Origin of the sequence: Lentzea sp. NPDC102401, from assembly GCF_044765805.1 — a bacterium.
Classification (GTDB): domain Bacteria; phylum Actinomycetota; class Actinomycetes; order Mycobacteriales; family Pseudonocardiaceae; genus Lentzea; species Lentzea sokolovensis.
On sequence record NZ_JBIWKS010000023.1, the window covers coordinates 37,183 to 56,511 of the forward strand.

Here is a 19,329-nt window from a genome sequence, read left to right on the forward strand (position 1 = left end):
ACGTAGGCTGCTGGTGTGACCAGTAGCGAGCATGAGGGACCGGGGTTCGCGTTGGTGGACCCCGTGCTCACTCAGGTAGTCCAGGACGGCCTGGCCGAGGTGGAGCAGATCCTGCACGACGTCGTGCAGAGCGAGTTCCACCCGGTCACGGAAACGTCCCTGCACCTCGTGGAGGCGGGCGGCAAGCGGATCCGCCCGCTCTTCACACTCCTCGCATCGCAGTTCGGCGCCGACTGGGACCGGGAAAAGGTCATCAAGGCGGCCGCTGTGGTCGAGCTCACCCACCTCGCGACGCTCTACCACGACGACGTCATGGACGAGGCGACCATGCGGCGCGGAGCGGTCTCCGCGAACGTCAAGTGGGACAACAGCATCGCGATCCTGACGGGCGACTTCCTGTTCGCCCACGCGTCCCGGCTCACCGCCGATCTCGGCACGGACGCGGCGCGGATCATCGCGGAGACCTTCTCGGTCCTGGTGACCGGTCAGATGCGCGAGACCGTCGGGCCGAAGCCGGACGAGGACCCGATCTCCCACTACCTCACGGTGATCGAGGAGAAGACGGGCGTCCTGATCGCCACCGCGGCCAGGTTCGGCGGCATGTTCTCCGACGCGACCGAGGAGCAGACGGACGCTCTGCGCCGGTACGCCGAGGTGATCGGGGCGGCGTTCCAGATCTCCGACGACGTGATCGACATCGCTTCGCCGTCCGTGACGTCCGGCAAGACGCCGGGCACGGATCTGCGCGAGGGTGTGAAGACGCTGCCGATGCTCTACGCGTTGGCGGATCCGTCCGAGACGCGGCTCGCCGAGCTGCTGGCGGAGCCGGTCACCGAGGACGAACTGGTGGACGAGGCCCTTGCCCTGCTGCGGAAGTCCGCGGGCATGGACAAGTCGCGCGAGATGCTCGACGACTACGTGGACCGGGCCCGCACGGAGCTGAGCAAGCTGCCGGAGTGCGCCGCGCGGGCCGCCCTCGAAGACCTCGCGGTCTACGTCGTGGAGCGTTCTCGCTAGTGATCAGCTGACCGGCGCGAGCGCCTGCTTGCGCCGGTTCTTCATCGCGTCGAGGGTGAAGATCGCGAGCGCCAGCCAGACGAGGGCGAACCCGATCCACCTGCTGGCCGGCATCGGTTCGTGCACCACGAACACGCCCCAGGCGAACTGCAGCACCGGAGCGAGGTACTGCAGCATGCCCATCGTGATCAGCGGAATCCGTTGCGCGCCCGCGCCGAACAACACCAGCGGGACCGCCGTGACGATGCCGGTGCTCAGGAGCAGCAGGGTGTGGCCGGTGCCTTCGGTGGTGAAGGTGTTCGCGCTGCCGAGGACGAGCAGGTAGACGAGCGCGATCGGAGCGATCACGGCGCTCTCCGCGGTGAGGCTGGTGATGGAGTCCAGCGGCACCTTCTTCTTGAGCAGGCCGTAGACGCCGAACGAGAAGCCGAGGATCAGCGAGATGATCGGCAGTCTGCCGTAGTCGACGGTGAGCACGATCACAGCGACGATGACCACAGCGATCGCTACGGTCTGCGGCAGCCGCACGCGTTCCTTCAGGAAGATCATGCCCAGCGCGACGCTCACCAGTGGCGTGATGAAGTAGCCGAGCGCGGCCTCCACGACGTGGTGGGCGTTGACCGCGTAGATGTAGGTGCCCCAGTTCACCGTGATCAACACGGCCGCTGCGGTAACGATCAGCCAGCCTTTTCCGGATAGTTCGAGGAAAGGTCGCCACCGTCGGAGGATCATGACGACGATGGCGAGCGTGACGAACGACCAGACGATCCGGTGCGCGAGCACCTCGACCGGCTGGGCGGGTACGAGGAGTGGCCAGTACGCCGGGAACAGGCCCCAGAGGACGTACGCGAGTGCGCCGTAGGTGAGCCCTCGCCCCTGGGTGTGAACTTCTGGCGAAGTAGTGGCCGAGGTTGTCAGAGGGGGCACAAAATCCCACTCTACGCTGGGCTTTCCACCCGTTATTTGCGCTGAACGGCGTAGTGACGGAGCATCATCAAAGGCACTGTAGTTTGGCCCTGCTCACCCTTCCGAGTGAGTGAGGTCGGAGTGTGGTCTTAGAAGGGGCTTACCCGTGAACATCTTCGGGCAGGTCTGGCTGTGGAGCCTGCTGTCCTTCGTTGCGGGAGTACTGCTCACCTGGTTGGTGATGGTGCGCCCCGCACGCAAGCAGATCGCCGACCTCGATGATCAACTTCTCGATGCCCGCAGGTCGGCGACGCCGGCCGCGGCGACCGTTGCCGCGGAGGACTTCGAGGTCGAGTGGGACGCGCCGCCGCGCTCGTTGAGCGACGACGTGCTGACGCCGCCCACGGCCGTTCCGGCGCTTCCGCCCGCGCCCGCGCCGTACGCGGAGCCGCCCGCCTACTTCGGTGAGCCCGTGCCGGCTCCCGCCCCGGCGCCGCTCCCGGTTCCGCCGCCGCCCCCGGTCGTGGAGGAACCAGAGCCCGCGCCGTACGAGAGCGCGCCGTACGAGACCACGACGTTCGAGGCCCAGCCCGAGGTCGAGGAGGAGCCGGCCGCGCCGGTCCGCCAGTACCTGGAGCCGGAGGAGGCCCAGCGCCGCTTCGAGGAGCAGCTGGCCGAGCAGAAGGCACTCGCCGACGCCGACGACGACCGTCCGAGGTCGCTGTTCGAGCGCCTCGGGCCGGAGGACGTCCCCGCCGAGACGCCGGCCGAGCAGACGACGGTCCTGCAGCTCTCCGGCCTGGAGGCCGCGGACTTCGACGACGAGCCGGAGCTCCCGTCCGAGCAGACGTCGCACGTGCCGACGGTCAGGCCGGTCGCCGAGCCCGGTGCCCCTGCCGCGCAGCCGACCGCGGGGCCGGAGGTCGACGAGCAGGCCGACGACTTCATCTACCAGCCGCGCGAGGTGTGGGCCCAGGAGGAGCAGGAGTCGTTCCTCGACGAGGCCGCCGAGCAGGAGGACGAGCCCACCGGCACCCGCTCCGAGCAGACGACGTTCATCGCCGTCGAGGAGAGCAACTGGCCGGACAACGACCTCACCGGTGAGTACCCCGGCCTGCGCGACGAGATCTCCGGTCAGCTGGACGGCTTCACCGAACCCGTGCAGGAGGTCGAGCCCGAGTCGCCGGCCGAGCAGACCGGCCTGATCGAGCCGATCGTCGAACCGGTCGACCTGGACGCGCCGAGCGTCCGCAACGGCGTCTTCGAGTCGACTCTGGCCGAGGAACAGGCGTTCACGGAGCCCGAGGCCGAGCCGGAACCCGAGCCGGAGCCGGAGCCCGCGCAGGAATCCGCGCACTCGCTGCGCGAGGAGCCTGAGCCGGTCTTCGAGGAGTTCGTCGAGCCCGAGCCCGCTTACGAGCCTGAGCCCACCTACTCCCAGTCCCTGTTCTCTCAGCCGTTCAGCACTCCAGGTGCCCCGGCGCCCGCGCCGTTCTCGGCGTTCGAGCCGCGCGTCGAGCTCGACGAGGTCCCGGAACGCACCCCGCGTGCTGTCGGTGCCGCGTTCTCCCACGGGACCGAGGCCCCCGCCGCACCGGTGGCGCCGGCCCCGGTCGCCGAAGCCCCGCGTTCGCTGTTCGAACCGCTGCTGGACGCCGACGAGCCGTTGCCGGCTCTCGGGCAGACCCGCGCGCTCCCGGACACGAGCAACGACCAGCCGTTCGTGCCGAAGTTCGTGCCGAGCGGAGAGCCGCTGCTCGCCGCTCCGCCGGAGCCGGACCCCGAACCGGTCATCGAGGACCTGCCGCAGCGGCACACCGATGCGGGCCTGCCGATCCGCGAGGCCCGTCGCACCACACCGCAGCGTCAGCAGAGCTTCCCGGCGTTCTCGGCGTTCGAGTCACCGAAGCAGGAACCTCAGCCCACCCCCGCGGCGGCGCTCCCGTCCCGGCCCCGTCCGGTCGGCTTCTCGCCGTCCACCGGGGGTCGTCCGAACGGCACTCCCGCCGGCGGCCCGTCGTCGGGGGCGCGGTTCCAGCAGCCGGAGGGCTTCAACCCGCGCTCGCCGTTCGGTCCCGGCTCGGTGCTGCCGAAGTCGGACGGCCACGCGCCGGCCGCGGACTTCTCGGTGAAGGCCACGCTGACCGGTCGCCGTTACTACGCCGAGGGCTCCGCGAACTTCGTGGAGACGCGGGCCGACGTGTGGTTCCGCACCGAGGCGGACGCGGAGAAGGCCGGCTTCCGACCCGCTCCCTGATCGATCACCGCCAAATGGAACGCTGTTCTGGCTGCGGATGACGTGCGTCGATAGCTTCGACGCATGTCATCCGAGCTGGCGAAGTCCCAGATCTCCTCGACCATCGTGGACTCGATTGAGGACCTGAAGGGCACCCACCACGGCTTCCGCCGCGCCCACGCCCGAGGCTTCGTCTACGAAGCCGTGTTCACGCCCAACGGTGCCGCGGCGCCGTTCACGACTGCCCCGCACCTGCAGGGCGCGCCGGTCCGCGCGACCGTTCGCTTCTCGCACACCGACGCCGACCCGCACGCGTTCGACAGCGACCGGTCGGTGCGGGGGTTCGCGACGAAGTTCCACCTCGCCGACGGCACCAACACCGACCTGGTGATGGTGAACGTGCAGCGGTTCGTCGCGGCGACGCCCGAGGAGTTCGTGGAGTTCATCAAGGCCGCCAAGGCGGACACCGATGCCCGCGACCCGTCCGTGCCGCACATCAAGTCGTTCGTCGGCGCGCACCCGACCGTCGGTCCCGCGCTGGTGGCGGCCAGGACCATCGCGATCCCGGACAGCTACGGCACCACGCAGTACTGGGCCATTCACGCGTTCCTCTGGCGTGACGCTTCCGGTGTGGTGCGCCCGATCCGCTACTCGTGGGTGCCGGAGGCGGGCATCGTCGACGCCGCCGACTCCTCGTCGTGGACCCCGCACCACCTCACCGAGGAACTGCGCGACCGGCTGCCGATCTCGTTCGTGCTGCGCGTGACGTTCGGCGAACCGGGCGACCCGACGCACGACTCGACGGTGGCGTGGCCGGACGACCGCCGGTCCGTCGACGTCGGCCGGATCGAGATCATCGGGGAGGCGCCGGACCAGGAGTACTGGCAGTCGCAGGTGTTCGACCCGACCTCGCTGGTGTCCGGCATCGAACTGTCGGACGACCCGGTGCTGGCCGCCCGCAGCACGATCTACGCGGTCTCCTACGACCGTCGCTCGCACCAGAGGTGACAAAAAGGCCCCCACCGCGTTCGGTGGGGGCCTTCAAGTGGTTCCGGGGTCAGCCGACCACGGTCCAGGTGTCCTTGCCGTGCAACAGCTTGCTCAGGTCCGCGGCCTTGGCGTTCTTGGCCTCGTCGACCTGCGCGCGCACTCCGTCGTCGTACGTCGGCCGGTCTGCCCGCCGGAAAATGCCCGTGACGGTGTGCGTGAGGTCCTGCGTCGACAGCCGCGAGAGCGCGAACGACAGGTTCAGGTCCGACGCGTCGTGCACGACGATGTCGCTCGCGTCCACGTCCGCGGACTTCGCGACCGCGAGCCCGAAGCCCTCGCGCACCACGCAGTACTCGCCCTCACGACCGAACCGGATCGGCTCGCCGTCGACGACGTTGATGATCCGCCGCTGTGCCTCGTCCGCGTCCTTCAGCACGTCGAACGCGCCGTCGTTGAAGATGGGGCAGTTCTGGTAGATCTCCACGAGCGCCGAGCCGCGGTGTTCCGCCGCCTGGCGCAGCACCGAGGTGAGACCGGCCTTGTCCGAGTCGAGCGCCCGGCCCACGAAGGAGGCCTCCGCGCCCAGTGCCAGCGACACCGGGTTGAACGGGTGGTCGACCGAGCCGATCGGCGTCGACTTGGTGACCTTGCCCGGCTCCGAGGTCGGCGAGTACTGGCCCTTGGTGAGGCCGTAGATCCTGTTGTTGAACAGCAGGATCTTGAGGTTCACGTTGCGCCGCAACGTGTGGATCAGGTGGTTGCCGCCGATGGACAGCGCGTCACCGTCACCGGTCACCACCCACACGCTCAGGTCCGGCCGCGCCACGGCGAGACCCGTGGCGATGGCCGGCGCACGGCCGTGGATGGAGTGCATGCCGTAGGTGTTCATGTAGTACGGGAACCGGGACGAGCACCCGATGCCCGAAACGAACACGATGTTCTCGCGCTTGAGACCCAGCGACGGCAGGAACGACTGCATGGTGTTGAGCACGATGTAGTCGCCACAGCCGGGGCACCAGCGAACTTCCTGGTCGGACTTGTAGTCCCTGGCCGTCTGCTTCTCGTCGGTGGTCGGAACCCCGGTCAGGCCGGGGAGTCCGATGTCAATCGCAGTCACGCCGACACCCCCTTGATCACGTCAGCGAGCACGTCCTGCAGCTCTTCCGCCTTGAAGGGCAGCCCCTGCACCTTGGTGTACGACACGGCGTCCACCAGATACTTCGCCCTCAGCAGCAACGCCAGCTGGCCGAGGTTCATTTCCGGCACGATGACCTTCTCGTACGACTTCAGCACGTCACCCAGGTTCTTGGGGAACGGGTTGAGGTGCCGCAGGTGCGCGTGCGCGACCGGAAGGCCGAGCTTGCGGACCCGGCGTGCCGCCGCGCCGATCGGGCCGTAGGACGAACCCCAGCCGACGACCAGGACCTTCGCGTTGCCGTCCGGGTCCTCGACCACGACGTCCGGCACCTCGATGCCGTCGATCTTCGCCTGGCGCAGGCGGACCATCTTGTCGTGGTTGTCGGGGTCGTACGAGATGTTGCCGGTGATGTCCTGCTTCTCCAGACCGCCGATGCGGTGCTGGAGACCAGGGGTGCCGGGCACCGCCAACGGACGGGCCAGCGTCTCCGGATCACGGGAGTACGGCTGGAAGTTCTCCGGATCCGTCGCGAACTCGACCGTCAGGTCCGGCAGCGTCTCGACGTCGGGGATCATCCACGGCTCGGAGCCGTTCGCGATCGCGCCGTCGGACAGGAACAGCACCGGCGTGCGGTACTTCAGCGCGATCCTGGTCGCGTCGACCACGGCCTCGAAGCAGTCCGAGGGGGACTGCGGCGCCACGATCGGCACCGGCGACTCACCGTTGCGGCCGAACATCGCCTGCAGCAGGTCGGCCTGCTCGGTCTTCGTCGGCAGACCGGTGGACGGGCCACCGCGCTGCACGTCGATCACGAGCAGCGGCAGCTCGGTCATCACGCCGAGGCCGATGGTCTCGGACTTCAGCGCGATGCCGGGACCGGACGTCGACGTCACGCCGATCGCACCGCCGTAGGACGCGCCGAGGGCGATGCCGATGCCCGCGATCTCGTCCTCGGCCTGCACCGTGGTGATGTCGAAGTTCTTGTGCTTGCTCAGTTCGTGCAGGATGTCCGACGCCGGCGTGATCGGGTACGTGCCGAGCACGACCGGCAGGCCCGACAGCTGCGCCGCCGCGACGATGCCGTACGCCGTCGCCGTGTTGCCGGTGATCTGGCGGTACGTGCCGACGTTGAGCTTCGCGGGCGCCACCTCGTAGGTGACCGCGAAGGCCTCCGTGGTCTCGCCGTAGTAGAAGCCCGCGCGGAACGCCAGGACGTTGGCCTCGGCGATGTCCGGCTTCTTCGCGAACTTCTCGCGCAGGAACCGTTCCGTGCCCTCGGTCGGCCGGTGGTACATCCACGACAGCAGGCCGAGCGCGAACATGTTCTTCGCGCGTTCGGCGTCCTTCTTGCCGAGGCCGGTCTCTTCGAGAGCGCCGATGGTCAGCGTCGCCATGGCGACCTTGTGGACCTGGAACCGTTCGAGCGAGTCGTCCTCGAGCGGATTCGAGTCGTACCCGACCTTCGTCAGGTTCCGCTTCGAGAACTCGTCGGTGTTGACGATGAGGATGCCGCCGTCCGGCAGGTCGACGACGTTCGCCTTGAGCGCGGCGGGGTTCATCGCGACGAGAACGTCGGGACGGTCGCCGGGCGTCAGGATGTCGTAGTCGGCGAAGTGCAGCTGGAACGACGACACACCGGGCAGCGTGCCCTGTGGTGCGCGGATCTCGGCGGGGAAGTTGGGCTGCGTGGCGAGGTCGTTGCCGAACGCCGCCGCTTCCGACGTGAACCGGTCTCCAGTGAGCTGCATACCGTCACCGGAGTCGCCGGCGAAGCGGATCACAACGCGATCCAGCTTGCGAGTCTCAGTGCTCATTCCTACGCCGATACCTCTCTCCAAGGGTGGCCGTGCCCCACCACGAGGGTAGTCGCCAGGACCGCCTGCGAGACGGGCCGTGTACCACCAGGCGAGACGAACTGTCCCATCTGCCGCACCGGGTCCTTAACTAGACGGTAAGCACAGCGCTACCAGCGGATACCCGAATGCGGCAGACGTCACCCTCGATATATGTTACCCAAGGTAACACCTACCGCCCGCTGATCCGAGCCTTCATCGCGGCAAGCCTCGCAGCGAACTCTGGAGTGTCGATCGAAGTCACCTGTGGTGTCAGCTCGGTCTCCACCGCTTCCGCGTGGTCGTCGAGAACATCGGTCACGCGCATCGTGGCCTTGATGGTCCGGACGAGTTCCGCTGGAGCCTCGGCAGATACCCTGGCCAGCTCTTTTGCTACTGCCAGTGGGTCTTCGGCCCTGGCGTAGGCCAGCCCGTGCGCGACGGCCTGGTCGGCGTCCAGGATCTGTCCGAAGAGCGTCATGGCCGTCGCGGTCTGCCGGTTGGTGATCCGCTGCAACATCCACGTCATACCGCCGCCGGGGTGGATGCCGAGCTGCAGGAACCGGGCGTCGAACCTCGCCTTCGGCCCGGCGATCCGCACGTCCGCCGCCAGCGCGAGGTTGAGCCCGGCGCCGACCGCCGCGCCGTTGACCGCGGCGATCGTCGGGATCTTGGCGTCGGCCACCGCGAGGAAGCCCTTGTAGATCTTCTTGAGGCCCTCGTCCTTGGAGTTGCCGAGCTGGGTGAGGTCCGCGCCGGCGCAGAACGCGGGCGGCGCACCCGTGATGATCAGCGCGTTGGCCGCTCGCTCCGCTTCCTCGACCTTGTCCGCCAGCTCCTGCGAGAGGTCGATGGTCAGTGCGTTGCGCCGCTCCGGATCGTTGATCGTGATCACGGCGACGGATTCGTCGTACTCCAGCAGAACCTCAGCCATGCCCCGAACCCTAGGGTGCCAGCGGCCGGTCCAGGAGCCGGGACAGCACGACCGTCGACACGGTCCTGTCGATGATCTCGACGGCCCGCAGCCGCTCCAGTGCAGTCTCCAGGTGATGGATGTCCGCAGCCCGCAGGTGCACGATCGCGTCCGCCGCCCCTGACACCGTGTAGGCGGCGCTGACCTCGGCCATCGGCTCCAGCCGGTGCTGGATGTCGTGCGGCGCGACGTTCCCCTTGCAGTGCACCTCGACGAACGCCTCGGTACCCCACCCGAGAGCCTCCGGGTCCACCACGGCCGTGAACCCCCGCAGCACGCCCGTGTCCAGCAGTTTGTCGACCCGCCGCTTCACCGCCGGAGCGCTCAGACCCACCTCCTTGCCGATCTCCGCGTAACTGGAACGGGCGTTGGCCATGAGGCACGAAATGATTCGCTGGTCGATGCTGTCCACACGCAACATTCTGCCCTAGTTAACGCAATGTCGCGGCGTTGATCGATGGTCTAACCGCCCTTTACATTTCGATCCATGACCGTATCCATCTCCGGGCCGGGCGAGCCGATCACGCTCGACATCGCCGCGCCCCTCGCGTCGGCGCAGGATTTCCTTCCTGGGCGCGTGCCCACGACCCGTCGGTACCTCATGTGCCCGCCGACGTACTTCACGGTGGAGTACGCCATCAACCCGTGGATGGATCCCACCCAGCCGACCAGCACGCAGCTGGCCGTGGAGCAGTGGACCGCGCTGAAGGAGACCTACGAGCGCCTGGGCCACGACGTACAGGTCATCGAGCCCATCCCAGGCCTGCCGGACATGGTGTTCTCCGCGAACAGCGGCACCGTGATCGACGGCCGAGTCCTGGGCTCCCGCTTCCGCGCCGAACAGCGCTCAGCCGAGGCTGACCACTTCCGCCGCTGGTTCCTGTCGTCGGGCTACAACTCCGTCGTCATGCCCACCGCCGTGAACGAAGCCGAGGGCGACTTCACCTGGACCGGCTCGTTGTTGTTGGCCGGCACGGGCTTCCGCACCGACCCCGGCGCGCACTCCGAAGCCCAGGAGGTCCTCGGCGTCCCGGTCGTGTCCCTGCAACTGGTGGACCCGCGCTTCTACCACCTCGACGTGGCCCTGTTCATGCTCGACGACCAGTCCCCAACCCCTCTGGTCGCCTACTACCCGGAAGCCTTCTCGCCGGGCTCCCAGCAGGTGCTGAAGCGCCTCTTCCCGGACGCCGTCATCGCCAACGACGACGACGCCGTCTGCCTGGGCCTGAACGCGGTCTCCGACGGCAAGCACGTCGTCATGCCGATCGAGGCCACCCACCTCGCCGAGCAGGTGGCGCGGCGCGGGTTCGAGCCCGTGTTCGTGGACATCTCGGAACTGCGCAAGTCGGGCGGCGGCCCGAAGTGCTGCACGATGGAACTGCGCGGCTGACCTCGCCCACGCAGTGCCGTTCCGCTGTTCCTGCGTGAAGGGCCTACATGCCGGTTGACCTGCTCGGATGCTGCCAACGACGTCAGCGCCGCAGGTCACCGTCTGCCGCTAACTGCGTCGGTCTGCCACGGCTCACGGAACATGCACGGAACAAGAAACGCCCCGAGCAAGATCATTGCTCGGGGCGTTCTCATATGAGCCTACCTGCCAAAACGGTCCTCACTCGGTGTCGCCGACGACCTCACGATCGGTGCCGTCCGTATCGATTTCGCCGATCATCTTCAGCATGGAGTCCTGCGCTCTCGGGGTTGACGCGATAATTGGGCGACGTGAGGGGGTCGTTCAGTGGCTGGGCAAGAGCAACATGAGTACACGGCATCGCTGAGGGTGTTCAGCGAGTCGCTGGCGTTCGCGGACCTTGTTGCGGTGCTTGGCGAACCCACCAAGGGCTATGACATCGGCGACCTGGTGAGTCCACGTCGCTCTGACGGCCCTCGCCGGACAAGTGCTCAGTGGTGTCTCAGGAGCGCTGCGCCGCGCACGGAACCACTCGACGAACACATTGCAGAACTCATCACGTTCGTCGAGGTGCACCGTCGCGAGTTCGACGAACTCGGGGACAAGGTCCAGATCGATGTCTTCTGCGGCATCTTCACAGGTGACGACTCGCAGGGTGGCTTCACCCTCGGGTCCGACCTGATTCGCAGGCTGGGTGATCTCAACCTCGACGTTGGCTTTGACCTGTACTAACCCTCCTGGTCCGCATCGATTTCGCCGAGCAGTTCCGTGATCTTCTGGTTGGACGTGTCCCGCTGACCATCCATCACCTTCGCGTAGACCTTCAGCAGAACGTCCACGGTGTGGCCCGCACGCTCGGCCACCTCGGTCGGCGGCACGCCGGCCGCGAGCCACGTCGACACAGCGGCATGACGGAGGTCATACGGGTCTCCCGCAAGCGGCGAGGCGTACTGCTGGGGTGACAGCCCGATCTTGCGCGTCTTCTTCCACGCGTCCGTGTAGACCGTCGCGTTGATCGGCGCTCCGCTGACCTTCCCGCGGAACAGACGGCCGTCCGGCGTGGTGCGGAACGTCGCGAGGTGCCACCTCAGGATGGCCACGAGCTGGGGAGGGATCGGGACGACCCGCACGGCACCCTCAGCCCGTCGCTTCAGCGTCCGCTCTTCCCACATCTCGCCCGAGTCGGTGTAGCGGCTGTTCGCCCTCGAAGCGGACTTCTCCAAGATCAGCTCGCCCCAGCCGGTCTCAGGGAGCTTGCAGTCCACGTCACGGAGCCGGTTCACCTCACACGGCCGTAGAGCCGCGTAGTACATCGTCGCGAAGAACCCGTACAGGTAGTCGTACTGGCCGGTGATCGTCCCCGCGTACGTGACGGCCGCAAGGATCTGCCGACCCTGTTTCGGGTTGAGCACCGACCGGGGATCAACCTCGACGTTGCCCCGCTGAATCGCGGCCTTCTGGCCGGTGACCGGGTTGGCCACGAGTTCCTCCTTGTCCACCGCGAACTTGAGCAGGTGGTGAAGCACGCCGCGCCGAGTTCGCGTGGTCCACGTGGACGACTTCTTGCCGCCCAGGTTTCGGCCGAGTGACCGCAGCAGATTCGATATCTCGATCTTGTCCGCCAGCTGCCGGACGGGCCGTGAGTGGGCTGTGATCCAGTCAGCCGCCGCCGACTCCTCATCGGTCAGTGCCCGCTCTCGCCGGTTCGTAGGCAGAAGGCACGTAGTCAGAACACGCCGCAACAGGCGTTCGTCCGGCGCGTTCTTGTCTTCGGTGACGAACGCGGCGATTGGCACGGCCAGCGTGTCCACGAGCCGCTTTCGCGTGTTCGCCGCCGCGTCTTCCCACTCGTGATCGATGAACTCTTGGGCCATCTTCAGGAGCGATCTCGCGACCTTGGCCTTGGCCTCTGACTCAGGAAGTCCCGAGTCAATGTCGAAGGCCTCACCGTTGTTCATGGCCTTGATGAGCTGGTTTCGCCGGTTGTTGGCGAGGGTCTTGGTCCGGTACCACTCGGACTGCTCTTTGCCCGCCGTGATCCAGCGGACGCCGTAGGGCTTGGGACGCCTCTTGCCGTTCTTGTCCGGCTTGAGGACCTTCAGCTCCCAGACGTTGACCTTGTAAGTGAGGTTCACGCGACCTCACTCCTCAGGTCGAGGAGCCACGCGGCGAAGTCGGCGCCGGAGATGCGCAACGACCCGTTTCGCAGCTTGTGCACGACAGGAGCAGCGCCGGGAATCTGCCGCCACTTGTAGAACGTGTCCTTCGAGATGCGCATCCGCGCGCAGAACTCGTCTGCCGTCATGAAGTCGTCCGGGTCAGGCAGCTTGGCGGCCATGAGATCCCCCTTCCTGTTCGTACTTGCGTAGGCGTTGCGCGCGGACTCGTTCGGCGATGCCGGCCGCGAGCTCGCGTTCTGCGTCGTTGTCGTAGCCGGACCCGGCGTACTGCCAGTCGTTGACGATGACCACGGCCGCGGGATCGAGTTCGAGGCGCTCGAACATTTCGAGTGTGCGGAACGTCCGGCGCTCTTCGCGGATGGCGCGGAACGTCGTGGAGTAGTGCTTGGACTTGGTGAGGAAGTGGCCGCGGAACCCGAGCATGTGCGCCCACTTCCGCAGGTTCAGTTCCTCGAAGTTGGCCAGGCCGCCGAGGTCCCAGGCGGTCTGCACCATCCGCCGGTGGTGCTCGGAGATCCGGAGGATGTCGATGTCCAGCTGGGAGCGGATCGGCCGGTCCGCTGTGTCCTTTGCGCCGGTGCCCTTGGTGGCGTACTTGGCGACATAGCCCGCCAACCGGGCCTCGCTGATCTCCCCGGACTCGTCTTCTACCTGCGAGCCGCGGATTCCTTTGACGTCGACCTGTTCGCCCCACAGCAGACGAAGCGCCGAGCCGTCCGGCCGCGTGGTGTCGATCCGCACAGCCCGAGTGGCAGCCTTGATGCAGTCGCCGAGAAGTTCGGCCGTCGCCCACTCCGGAGTGGGGTCGTGCGGCCCGTCAGGACCATCAACACGAACGACGGCATGGAAGTGGACCAGGCCCCGCCGCTGGTATTCGGCGACTTTGGCGTACGAAAGCCGAGCGTGGTCTTTGAACTCGGAGACCTTCAGGCCGGCCGCGCTAGCGAGCTTGCGGCGCAGGGCGATGGTGAACCGGTGCCATAGCTTGCCCGCATGTGCCTGCCAGAGGACCGCGCCGGTGTAGTCATAGGTGCCGGGGTCGACGGCACCGCCGATGCGGGGATCGTCGCCGTGGTGCCAGTCACCGCAGCCCGTGCAGGGCCGGATCTTGCCTGCCGTGGCAATCGGTCGGTTGTGGACCGGGCCGAACGACGGAGCGGTGAGCGTTGCGAACACGCGGGGCTTCTCAGACACCGTCTCGGGAACGCCCTTGGAGCCACCGGCCAGACCGGCGTGCATCAAGTGGTAGGCGTCGGCCGCGTACCGGTCGGAGCAAGCCGGGCAGACCGACTCTCGGCGGTTGCCGCACGGGACCATGACGTCACCGCCGATGTGCTCGATCAGCTCGCCGTGGAGGTCCTGGAGCTGGAAGGCGCCGGACAACCGGATGGGTGCGGCGCATCCGCCGATTGCGGTCACCCGGTCTCGCCATGCCCGGAAGTCGACCGCCTTGACTCGCGCGGTGATGCGGTCTTCCAGAGTGAGCACGGTTGCCCTCCTTTCGTTGCGGGAAAACGAAAATGCGGGGCACGACCGGTGTTCTGGTCATGCCCCGCGTGTTTGAGATGGATCAGGCTGCGAGTTGCGCAGCGAGCCGCGCGGCGTACTCCTCAGGCACGTTGAGCGCGTCTTGGATGTCTTGCGCGGTAAGCGCTCGACCCTCCGCCTGTACCTCGTTCGCCTTGGCGTCCAGCGCACCTTGCAGGTGTCCGGGAAGCCGCAGAGCGGTTCGAGCGGGTGCAGCTTGGGTGACTGCGCTCGGAGGGGTGGACCTCGGCGCAGGAACGATCTCAGCGACCTTGTCACGGGCGGCGTTGCAGCGTGCCTGGATCACCGGCATGACTTCGGCGAGCAGGAAGACCACGAGCGGAATCACGAGGTGCAGGAACACCATTCCGGCGTTGATCTGCCCGTCCGGTGGCCGTAGCGACGACCACACGTTGGTGACGAGCGTTGCGCCGAGCAGCACCCGCTTGAGCCACGTGACCGGCCGGTCATCGACGGCCAGGCCGTGAGCGAGCATCTGCGCTTCCCACCGCAGGAGCGTGATCAGGATTCCGGCGAAGGCCGGTTCCACGAGCCACGCTCCCCACCACATCGGATCAGACGGCCCGAGGTGTCCGGCGAGGAACGCTTGCACGCCGGTTGCGGTGAAGCCGAGTCCGCAGGTCAGGAAGCACCACATGGAGCGCGTCACCGAGACCCGGAACCGGTCCGCCTGCACGGCCGCCAGGAACGGGTTCGCGGTGAGCTTGTGGATGTCCTGCGCCTCATCGAGTTGCGCCCGCAGCCGTCGAACGGTGCGAGTCTCGCGCGGTTCCTCAGGCCCAATTTCGTTGCTGTGATTGGACTTCTCGGACACCAGGCCACCTACTCCCCGTGCGCTGCCTTGAGGAGCAGGCACCCCAGCCACAGCAGTTCGACGGCGAGCACCAGGAGCCCGACGAGGCCGAACAGCAGGTACATGCAGATCAGGGAGGTCACCACGGCGGTCGCCATGTGCGCGATACGGACGAAGCCTCGGAGATTGATCGGGACAGCGAGCACGAGCTTCATCAGGCCACGTCCTTTGCGTTCCTGGCGGGGTAGTGGATGCGGCGCCGATCAGCACCGGTGAGGCCGCCGACGACGCCGGAGGCGTTGGCACGGAACCTGGGACTGGTGGCTTCCCAGTTCAGTTGGTCCTGGCGGCACTCGGCGAGGACTGGGCAGGACGCGCACACCTTCTTCGCGGTGGCGATTCGGCCGGCGGTGTCGAACAGGCTCGGATCGGAGTCCGCACAGGCAGCACGTTCACGCCAGGCGGGCGGTCCGTCAGTCGGTCCGAACAGGACCCGCATCAACACCCGGTAGCCGAAGGCTTCAGCATCGTTGTTCGTCATGCCGCCACCGCCAGCCGGGGAGCGGACTTTCGCGCGGCCTGGACGACCTGGGCGACTTCATCGAAGGTGACCTGTTCCGGCGCGCATACGGCCAGCCGGAAGGCCTTGGCGAGTACCGCCCCCGAGCCGGACTTGACCTTGCCGCCCAGTTCGACCACCGAGGCCGAGGCAGCAAGGCCGAGCGTCACTCCGGAGGCAGTTCGTCCGGTCGCCGCGACCGAGAGGGTTCCGGCTGCTTGCAGGGTCCAGGTCAGTTCGACCCCGTGGAGCGAGGCTGCCCAGACCAGCAGGCAGGCGAGCCGATCGGGTGCGGTGCCGGAGGTGAATTCGGCGTGCACCGAGCCGGACGGCGTGGAGATGACCAAGCGGTCCGGCCGGGGCAGGCCGAGCGTACGGATGTGGCCGCGGACCGAGCGGAGCAGTCCGTCCAGGCGGCGAGAAGAGTTGTTTTCGGGCATGGCGAGGCCTCCACGATTAGTGGCGAAAAGTGTTGGGGTGAAAGAAAGTCAGGCGATCGAGCGAAGAGAGCCGGTCTGGCCGTCGCGGACGAACTCCACGAGTTCGCGGATGTTGTCGTCGGTCGTGTACGCCGCGCGGACCCGACGAGGAGTGCGTGAGCGTTCGTCGGTGCGGTAGCCGATGCCGGCCGTTTCAGGAATCGCGGGAATCTGGTCGGCGATCGCGCCCCGTTCGCGTGCGCCCTCACCCAGCACCATGTCCGGGTGCGTCGGTGACGTGGTGCGCAGGCAGATGCGGTTGGGGAACAAGTCCCGGATCGACAGCGTGTCCTTGTCCGGTTCCTGGATGTAGGCGTCCGCGACGTGCAGCGTTGCGCGGCCCATCGAGGTGCCCCGAGCCAGCAGGCCCGTGATCTGCCGGGCGTACTCGGGCCGGTAGGCGACCAACGAGCCTATCTCGTCCACGATCAGCAGGTTGAGCGGGTATTCACGCGACGGCTGGACCGACCGGAGCCCCGCCCGCTGCATGCGTTTCTGGGTGCGCTCCATGTCGTCCACCCAGGCCTCGATCAGCTCCAGGCACTCGCCCGCGTCGTCGGCGTAGCGGTTCTCCGTGATCGGCTTGATTGCCTGAAACTCCAGGTACTTCGGGTCGCAGACCCACAACCGGACGATGCCGTCCCTGATCAGCGGGGCCATTGACCGCAGCTTGGCGAACGCGAGCGAGTTCTTGCCCGAGCCGGTACCGCCCGCCGTGAGGGTGTGCGTGCCCTGGACGGGTTCGGTCCAGTCGCCGCCGTACTCGTCCTCACCCAGCAGCACGGCCCGCAGGTCCACGTCTTCGGAGTGCTCGGGCATGTCCGGCGCCGGGATGATCTCCGTGAACGGCTCGTTCCGCTGGACGACGAGTGCCACGTAGCCGGGCTTCACCAGCTCGATTGCGACTCGTTCAGCTTCCATCGCGTGCGCCAGCTCTTCGGCCTGGCGGGCGAAGTGCATTGGTGACTGGCCCTTGGCGAGCTTCACCAGCACGGTGTCGATCGACGGCGAGTACGACCGGACACGCACCACGCGTGGGTAGTTCGTGATCTTCTTCCGGCGGTGCTCGGTTGTCAGCTTGTGCACGTCCATCAGGTCCCGCCAGCGCCCACCGACGTACGCCCCGAACCACCGCCGTTGCCACGCCCGCAGAGTTGGGGCGGCCAAGGTGTCGAACGAGTCCGGGTGACCCCGGTACCAAAGCCCGGTTGCCCCGGTCATCCCGCCGAGCGCGTACCCCGTGACGGTCGGCCCGAGCGTGCAGGCACCAGCCGCGACAGCGGACGGGGCGAGCATCCATTCCGGGTTCCTGGCCAGCCATCGTGCCGCGCGGAACTCGGCGGCCACGACGCGCTTGCTTGCGTTCCACTTCCAACCCATTGCAGTACTCCTCAGGGAAAGCGCGACGGCCGACCCTCGAACGTGTCGAAGATCGGCCGCTGCGTTGATCAGTGCGGATTCAGTTGTTGGGGAGTTGCCCACGGGCGTAGGACGCCTCCGTGGTCAGCACGCTGACCGAGCGGACGAACCGGCGCCGCAGGTCCGTGAAGCCCTCACGGCGGACCGGGATGCCGTCCATTGCCGTGCGGAGTTGCTTCATCGCCTGGTCCAGGTTGGACACGGCGTTGTCGAGCTGGTGAGACATCGATCAGGCTCCCCACTCTTTGGCCTTCAAATTGATTTCATGTCGCTTGGCTTGCTCCCGGAGCGCACTGAGGTCGTTCCGCGCGGTCCGCAGGTAGCCCTTGAGTTCGTCAGGTGTCGCGACCCGCCAGCCACCGGCCTTGCCGGGCTTCTCGCTCATCCGGTTGATGAGTTTTTCCAGCGGCGTCAACAACTCCTCGACGAAGTCCATTGCGCCAACGAACGAGCCGTACCGCTGCTGTGCCCGCTCGTTCAACATCTCTTGGATCAACTGGCCAACCTCTCAGTCCTCATGTCGCCCACGTAGATGAAGCGGTACAACGCTTGCTGCAACTCCAGGTGGTCCCGCCAGCTCTGGCCGACGCCCGGAAAGCCATGCTTCGCAAGGATTTCGCCAACCTCGTGCACGAGGCCGAACGTGAAGCGCGGGTCATCGCCATCCGGATCAGCAAGTTCGATCGGGTACGAGCGCTCATCCATGTCGAAACTCCTTTCGGGAGGCACGGCAAACCCAGGAACGAAGGTCGCACCTGGGTTCACCGAATCTCCCGGAGCACGTGAAATGCTCCGGATTTAGGCATGGTTCGACTCACTGTGTAATTCTCAAAGAACAAATTGAGTGCCCTGGCCCGACTCGAAGCGGGCGACCGGCCTACCGGGCAGGGCTTGCGGGACTAAGCCGCAGGAGCGGACACGATGCGCGCCGCAGGGGTGAGGCCGTCCGCCTTGAACCACAGGCCGGAGGCGGTGATCTTGCCGTCCTCCCCGCGCATCTCGTACGTGTTGATCACGGGGTTGATCAGCTCGACGTAGTCGCCTTCCTCGAACCCCGCGCCGGGGTCGCCGGGGAGGTTGACTCGGATCTCCTCGCCCTTCGTCTTGCGGCGACCCTCAGAGGGGCGAGCCTTGGCGAACAGCACCACGACGAACTGCTCTTCGTTCGTGTTGCGGTCGACCACGGGCACCAACTGGCCGCCGTCGAGTTCGCGCATCTTCACGCAGGGCGCTTCGGTGATCAGGAGCTTGTAGTGGGACAGGATCACGGGGATGTCGTTCAGAGCCATGTCGTACCTCCGGTGATGAGCAACTGATACATACCAATGTAGAGCAGTATGGATCGGATGGCATAGTCCAATCGGGTGATCTGTAGCAGTGTGGGTCAGTGAAGTTAGGCTGATGCCGTGAGCGACCAGCCAGGACTTGCCGCGTACCAGCGGGTTGTCGAAGCGGTGAAGAAGGACATCCGGTCCGGAGCCTTGGAAGTGGGCGCCCGGCTACCCGGTCACCGCAAACTCGCCGAGCAACACGGCGTCGCACTCGGGACCGCGCAGAAGGCTGTGCAGATCCTTGAGACCGAGGGCTGGGTCGTCTCCCAACCCGCCGTAGGCGTCTTCGTTCAAGAACCGCCGGCCGAGGATCGAAGCCCTGTCACGATCGAGACGGTCATTCGTCAGCTCGATCAGTTGCAGGCGGCGGTCTTGCATCTGACTGAGCGTGTCGAGCAGCTCGAAGCCGCCGACGACGCTCGATCTGTTCCACCTTCTCAGTGACCCTCGTTATGGCGAACTGCAACTGACGCAGCTTGAGGCTGATGAATTCCAACTCATCCGGTGTTCCGTTCATGTA

At 66.8% G+C, this 19,329-nt stretch carries 23 protein-coding genes; 6 read left to right on the forward strand and 17 right to left on the reverse strand.

The window, feature by feature from the left end; all coding sequences use genetic code 11:
* Positions 1–15 precede the first annotated feature (15 nt).
* Positions 16–1,017 carry a polyprenyl synthetase family protein gene (locus ACIRG5_RS46040; RefSeq protein ID WP_402917405.1) on the forward strand — a complete coding sequence of 334 codons (1,002 nt, stop codon included), beginning with the start codon at positions 16–18 and terminating at the stop codon, positions 1,015–1,017.
* Positions 1,018–1,020: 3 nt separating this feature from the next.
* Here ACIRG5_RS46040 and rarD read toward each other — a convergent pair whose 3' ends face one another.
* Positions 1,021–1,944: an EamA family transporter RarD gene (rarD, locus tag ACIRG5_RS46045; protein WP_402917408.1), complete on the reverse strand. Its 924-nt coding sequence runs from the start codon at positions 1,942–1,944 to the stop codon at positions 1,021–1,023.
* A 145-nt stretch (positions 1,945–2,089) separates the two neighbouring features.
* Here rarD and ACIRG5_RS46050 point away from each other — a divergent pair, with 145 nt between their 5' ends.
* Together ACIRG5_RS46050 and ACIRG5_RS46055 are read left to right on the forward strand one after the other, a co-directional pair.
* Positions 2,090–4,180 carry a hypothetical protein gene (locus ACIRG5_RS46050; RefSeq protein ID WP_402917411.1) on the forward strand — a complete coding sequence of 697 codons (2,091 nt, stop codon included), beginning with the start codon at positions 2,090–2,092 and terminating at the stop codon, positions 4,178–4,180.
* 63 nt (positions 4,181–4,243) lie between these two features.
* Entirely contained in the window at positions 4,244–5,167 is a 924-nt protein-coding gene (locus tag ACIRG5_RS46055) for a catalase family peroxidase (protein ID WP_402917413.1), read from the forward strand.
* Between the two features lie 49 nt (positions 5,168–5,216).
* Here ACIRG5_RS46055 and ACIRG5_RS46060 read toward each other — a convergent pair whose 3' ends face one another.
* The 4 genes from ACIRG5_RS46060 to ACIRG5_RS46075 form a co-directional block, all read right to left on the reverse strand.
* Positions 5,217–6,266 (reverse strand): 2-oxoacid:ferredoxin oxidoreductase subunit beta, encoded by a 1,050-nt coding sequence (locus ACIRG5_RS46060; protein WP_402917416.1) that lies wholly within the window; start codon positions 6,264–6,266, stop codon positions 5,217–5,219.
* On the reverse strand, positions 6,263–8,101 hold the full coding sequence (locus ACIRG5_RS46065; RefSeq protein ID WP_402917419.1) for a 2-oxoacid:acceptor oxidoreductase subunit alpha: 1,839 nt from the start codon (positions 8,099–8,101) through the stop codon (positions 6,263–6,265). Before ACIRG5_RS46065 ends, ACIRG5_RS46060 begins: the two co-directional genes overlap by 4 nt.
* Positions 8,102–8,312: 211 nt before the next feature.
* On the reverse strand, positions 8,313–9,053 hold the full coding sequence (locus ACIRG5_RS46070; protein WP_402917422.1) for an enoyl-CoA hydratase: 741 nt from the start codon (positions 9,051–9,053) through the stop codon (positions 8,313–8,315).
* 10 nt (positions 9,054–9,063) lie between these two features.
* The gene (locus ACIRG5_RS46075; RefSeq protein WP_035913697.1) at positions 9,064–9,504 is read right to left on the reverse strand and encodes an Lrp/AsnC family transcriptional regulator; all 441 of its coding nucleotides are present in this window, start codon (positions 9,502–9,504) and stop codon (positions 9,064–9,066) included.
* A gap of 75 nt (positions 9,505–9,579) precedes the next feature.
* Between ACIRG5_RS46075 and ddaH the strand changes: the two genes are divergently transcribed.
* Both ddaH and ACIRG5_RS46085 read left to right on the forward strand, forming a co-directional pair.
* Positions 9,580–10,482 carry a dimethylargininase gene (gene ddaH / locus ACIRG5_RS46080; protein ID WP_402917424.1) on the forward strand — a complete coding sequence of 301 codons (903 nt, stop codon included), beginning with the start codon at positions 9,580–9,582 and terminating at the stop codon, positions 10,480–10,482.
* Positions 10,483–10,827: 345 nt separating this feature from the next.
* Positions 10,828–11,232, forward strand: a complete 405-nt coding sequence (locus ACIRG5_RS46085) for a DUF4279 domain-containing protein (RefSeq protein WP_402917427.1) — start codon at positions 10,828–10,830, stop codon at positions 11,230–11,232.
* Here ACIRG5_RS46085 and ACIRG5_RS46090 read toward each other — a convergent pair.
* The 12 genes from ACIRG5_RS46090 to ACIRG5_RS46145 form a co-directional block, all read right to left on the reverse strand.
* Entirely contained in the window at positions 11,229–12,635 is a 1,407-nt protein-coding gene (locus ACIRG5_RS46090) for a tyrosine-type recombinase/integrase (RefSeq protein WP_402917430.1), read from the reverse strand. The genes ACIRG5_RS46085 and ACIRG5_RS46090 overlap by 4 nt on opposite strands.
* On the reverse strand, positions 12,632–12,838 hold the full coding sequence (locus ACIRG5_RS46095; protein WP_204764630.1) for an AlpA family transcriptional regulator: 207 nt from the start codon (positions 12,836–12,838) through the stop codon (positions 12,632–12,634). The genes ACIRG5_RS46090 and ACIRG5_RS46095 overlap by 4 nt, the downstream gene beginning before the upstream one ends.
* On the reverse strand, positions 12,819–14,168 hold the full coding sequence (locus tag ACIRG5_RS46100) for a replication initiator (RefSeq protein WP_402917434.1): 1,350 nt from the start codon (positions 14,166–14,168) through the stop codon (positions 12,819–12,821). The genes ACIRG5_RS46095 and ACIRG5_RS46100 overlap by 20 nt, the downstream gene beginning before the upstream one ends.
* An 82-nt stretch (positions 14,169–14,250) precedes the next feature.
* Entirely contained in the window at positions 14,251–15,042 is a 792-nt protein-coding gene (locus ACIRG5_RS46105) for a hypothetical protein (protein ID WP_402917436.1), read from the reverse strand.
* 8 nt (positions 15,043–15,050) lie between these two features.
* The gene (locus ACIRG5_RS46110) at positions 15,051–15,236 is read right to left on the reverse strand and encodes a hypothetical protein (RefSeq protein WP_402917439.1); all 186 of its coding nucleotides are present in this window, start codon (positions 15,234–15,236) and stop codon (positions 15,051–15,053) included.
* On the reverse strand, positions 15,236–15,562 hold the full coding sequence (locus ACIRG5_RS46115) for a WhiB family transcriptional regulator (protein WP_402917442.1): 327 nt from the start codon (positions 15,560–15,562) through the stop codon (positions 15,236–15,238). The genes ACIRG5_RS46110 and ACIRG5_RS46115 overlap by 1 nt, the downstream gene beginning before the upstream one ends.
* The gene (locus tag ACIRG5_RS46120) at positions 15,559–16,020 is read right to left on the reverse strand and encodes a hypothetical protein (protein ID WP_402917445.1); all 462 of its coding nucleotides are present in this window, start codon (positions 16,018–16,020) and stop codon (positions 15,559–15,561) included. The genes ACIRG5_RS46115 and ACIRG5_RS46120 overlap by 4 nt, the downstream gene beginning before the upstream one ends.
* A 48-nt stretch (positions 16,021–16,068) precedes the next feature.
* Entirely contained in the window at positions 16,069–17,439 is a 1,371-nt protein-coding gene (locus ACIRG5_RS46125) for an FtsK/SpoIIIE domain-containing protein (RefSeq protein WP_402917448.1), read from the reverse strand.
* A gap of 79 nt (positions 17,440–17,518) precedes the next feature.
* Positions 17,519–17,704, reverse strand: coding sequence for a hypothetical protein (locus tag ACIRG5_RS46130; protein WP_253322590.1), 186 nt, complete (start codon positions 17,702–17,704; stop codon positions 17,519–17,521).
* Positions 17,705–17,707: 3 nt separating this feature from the next.
* Complete coding sequence (locus ACIRG5_RS46135) at positions 17,708–17,974, reverse strand: hypothetical protein (RefSeq protein WP_402917452.1); 267 nt, start codon at positions 17,972–17,974, stop codon at positions 17,708–17,710.
* Positions 17,971–18,183 (reverse strand): hypothetical protein, encoded by a 213-nt coding sequence (locus ACIRG5_RS46140; protein WP_402917455.1) that lies wholly within the window; start codon positions 18,181–18,183, stop codon positions 17,971–17,973. Before ACIRG5_RS46140 ends, ACIRG5_RS46135 begins: the two co-directional genes overlap by 4 nt.
* Positions 18,184–18,377: 194 nt before the next feature.
* Positions 18,378–18,767 (reverse strand): hypothetical protein, encoded by a 390-nt coding sequence (locus ACIRG5_RS46145; RefSeq protein WP_402917458.1) that lies wholly within the window; start codon positions 18,765–18,767, stop codon positions 18,378–18,380.
* A gap of 117 nt (positions 18,768–18,884) precedes the next feature.
* On the opposite strand from ACIRG5_RS46145, the gene ACIRG5_RS46150 reads away from it, so the two are divergent.
* Entirely contained in the window at positions 18,885–19,253 is a 369-nt protein-coding gene (locus ACIRG5_RS46150; protein ID WP_402917461.1) for a GntR family transcriptional regulator, read from the forward strand.
* The last annotated feature ends 76 nt before the right edge of the window (positions 19,254–19,329 follow it).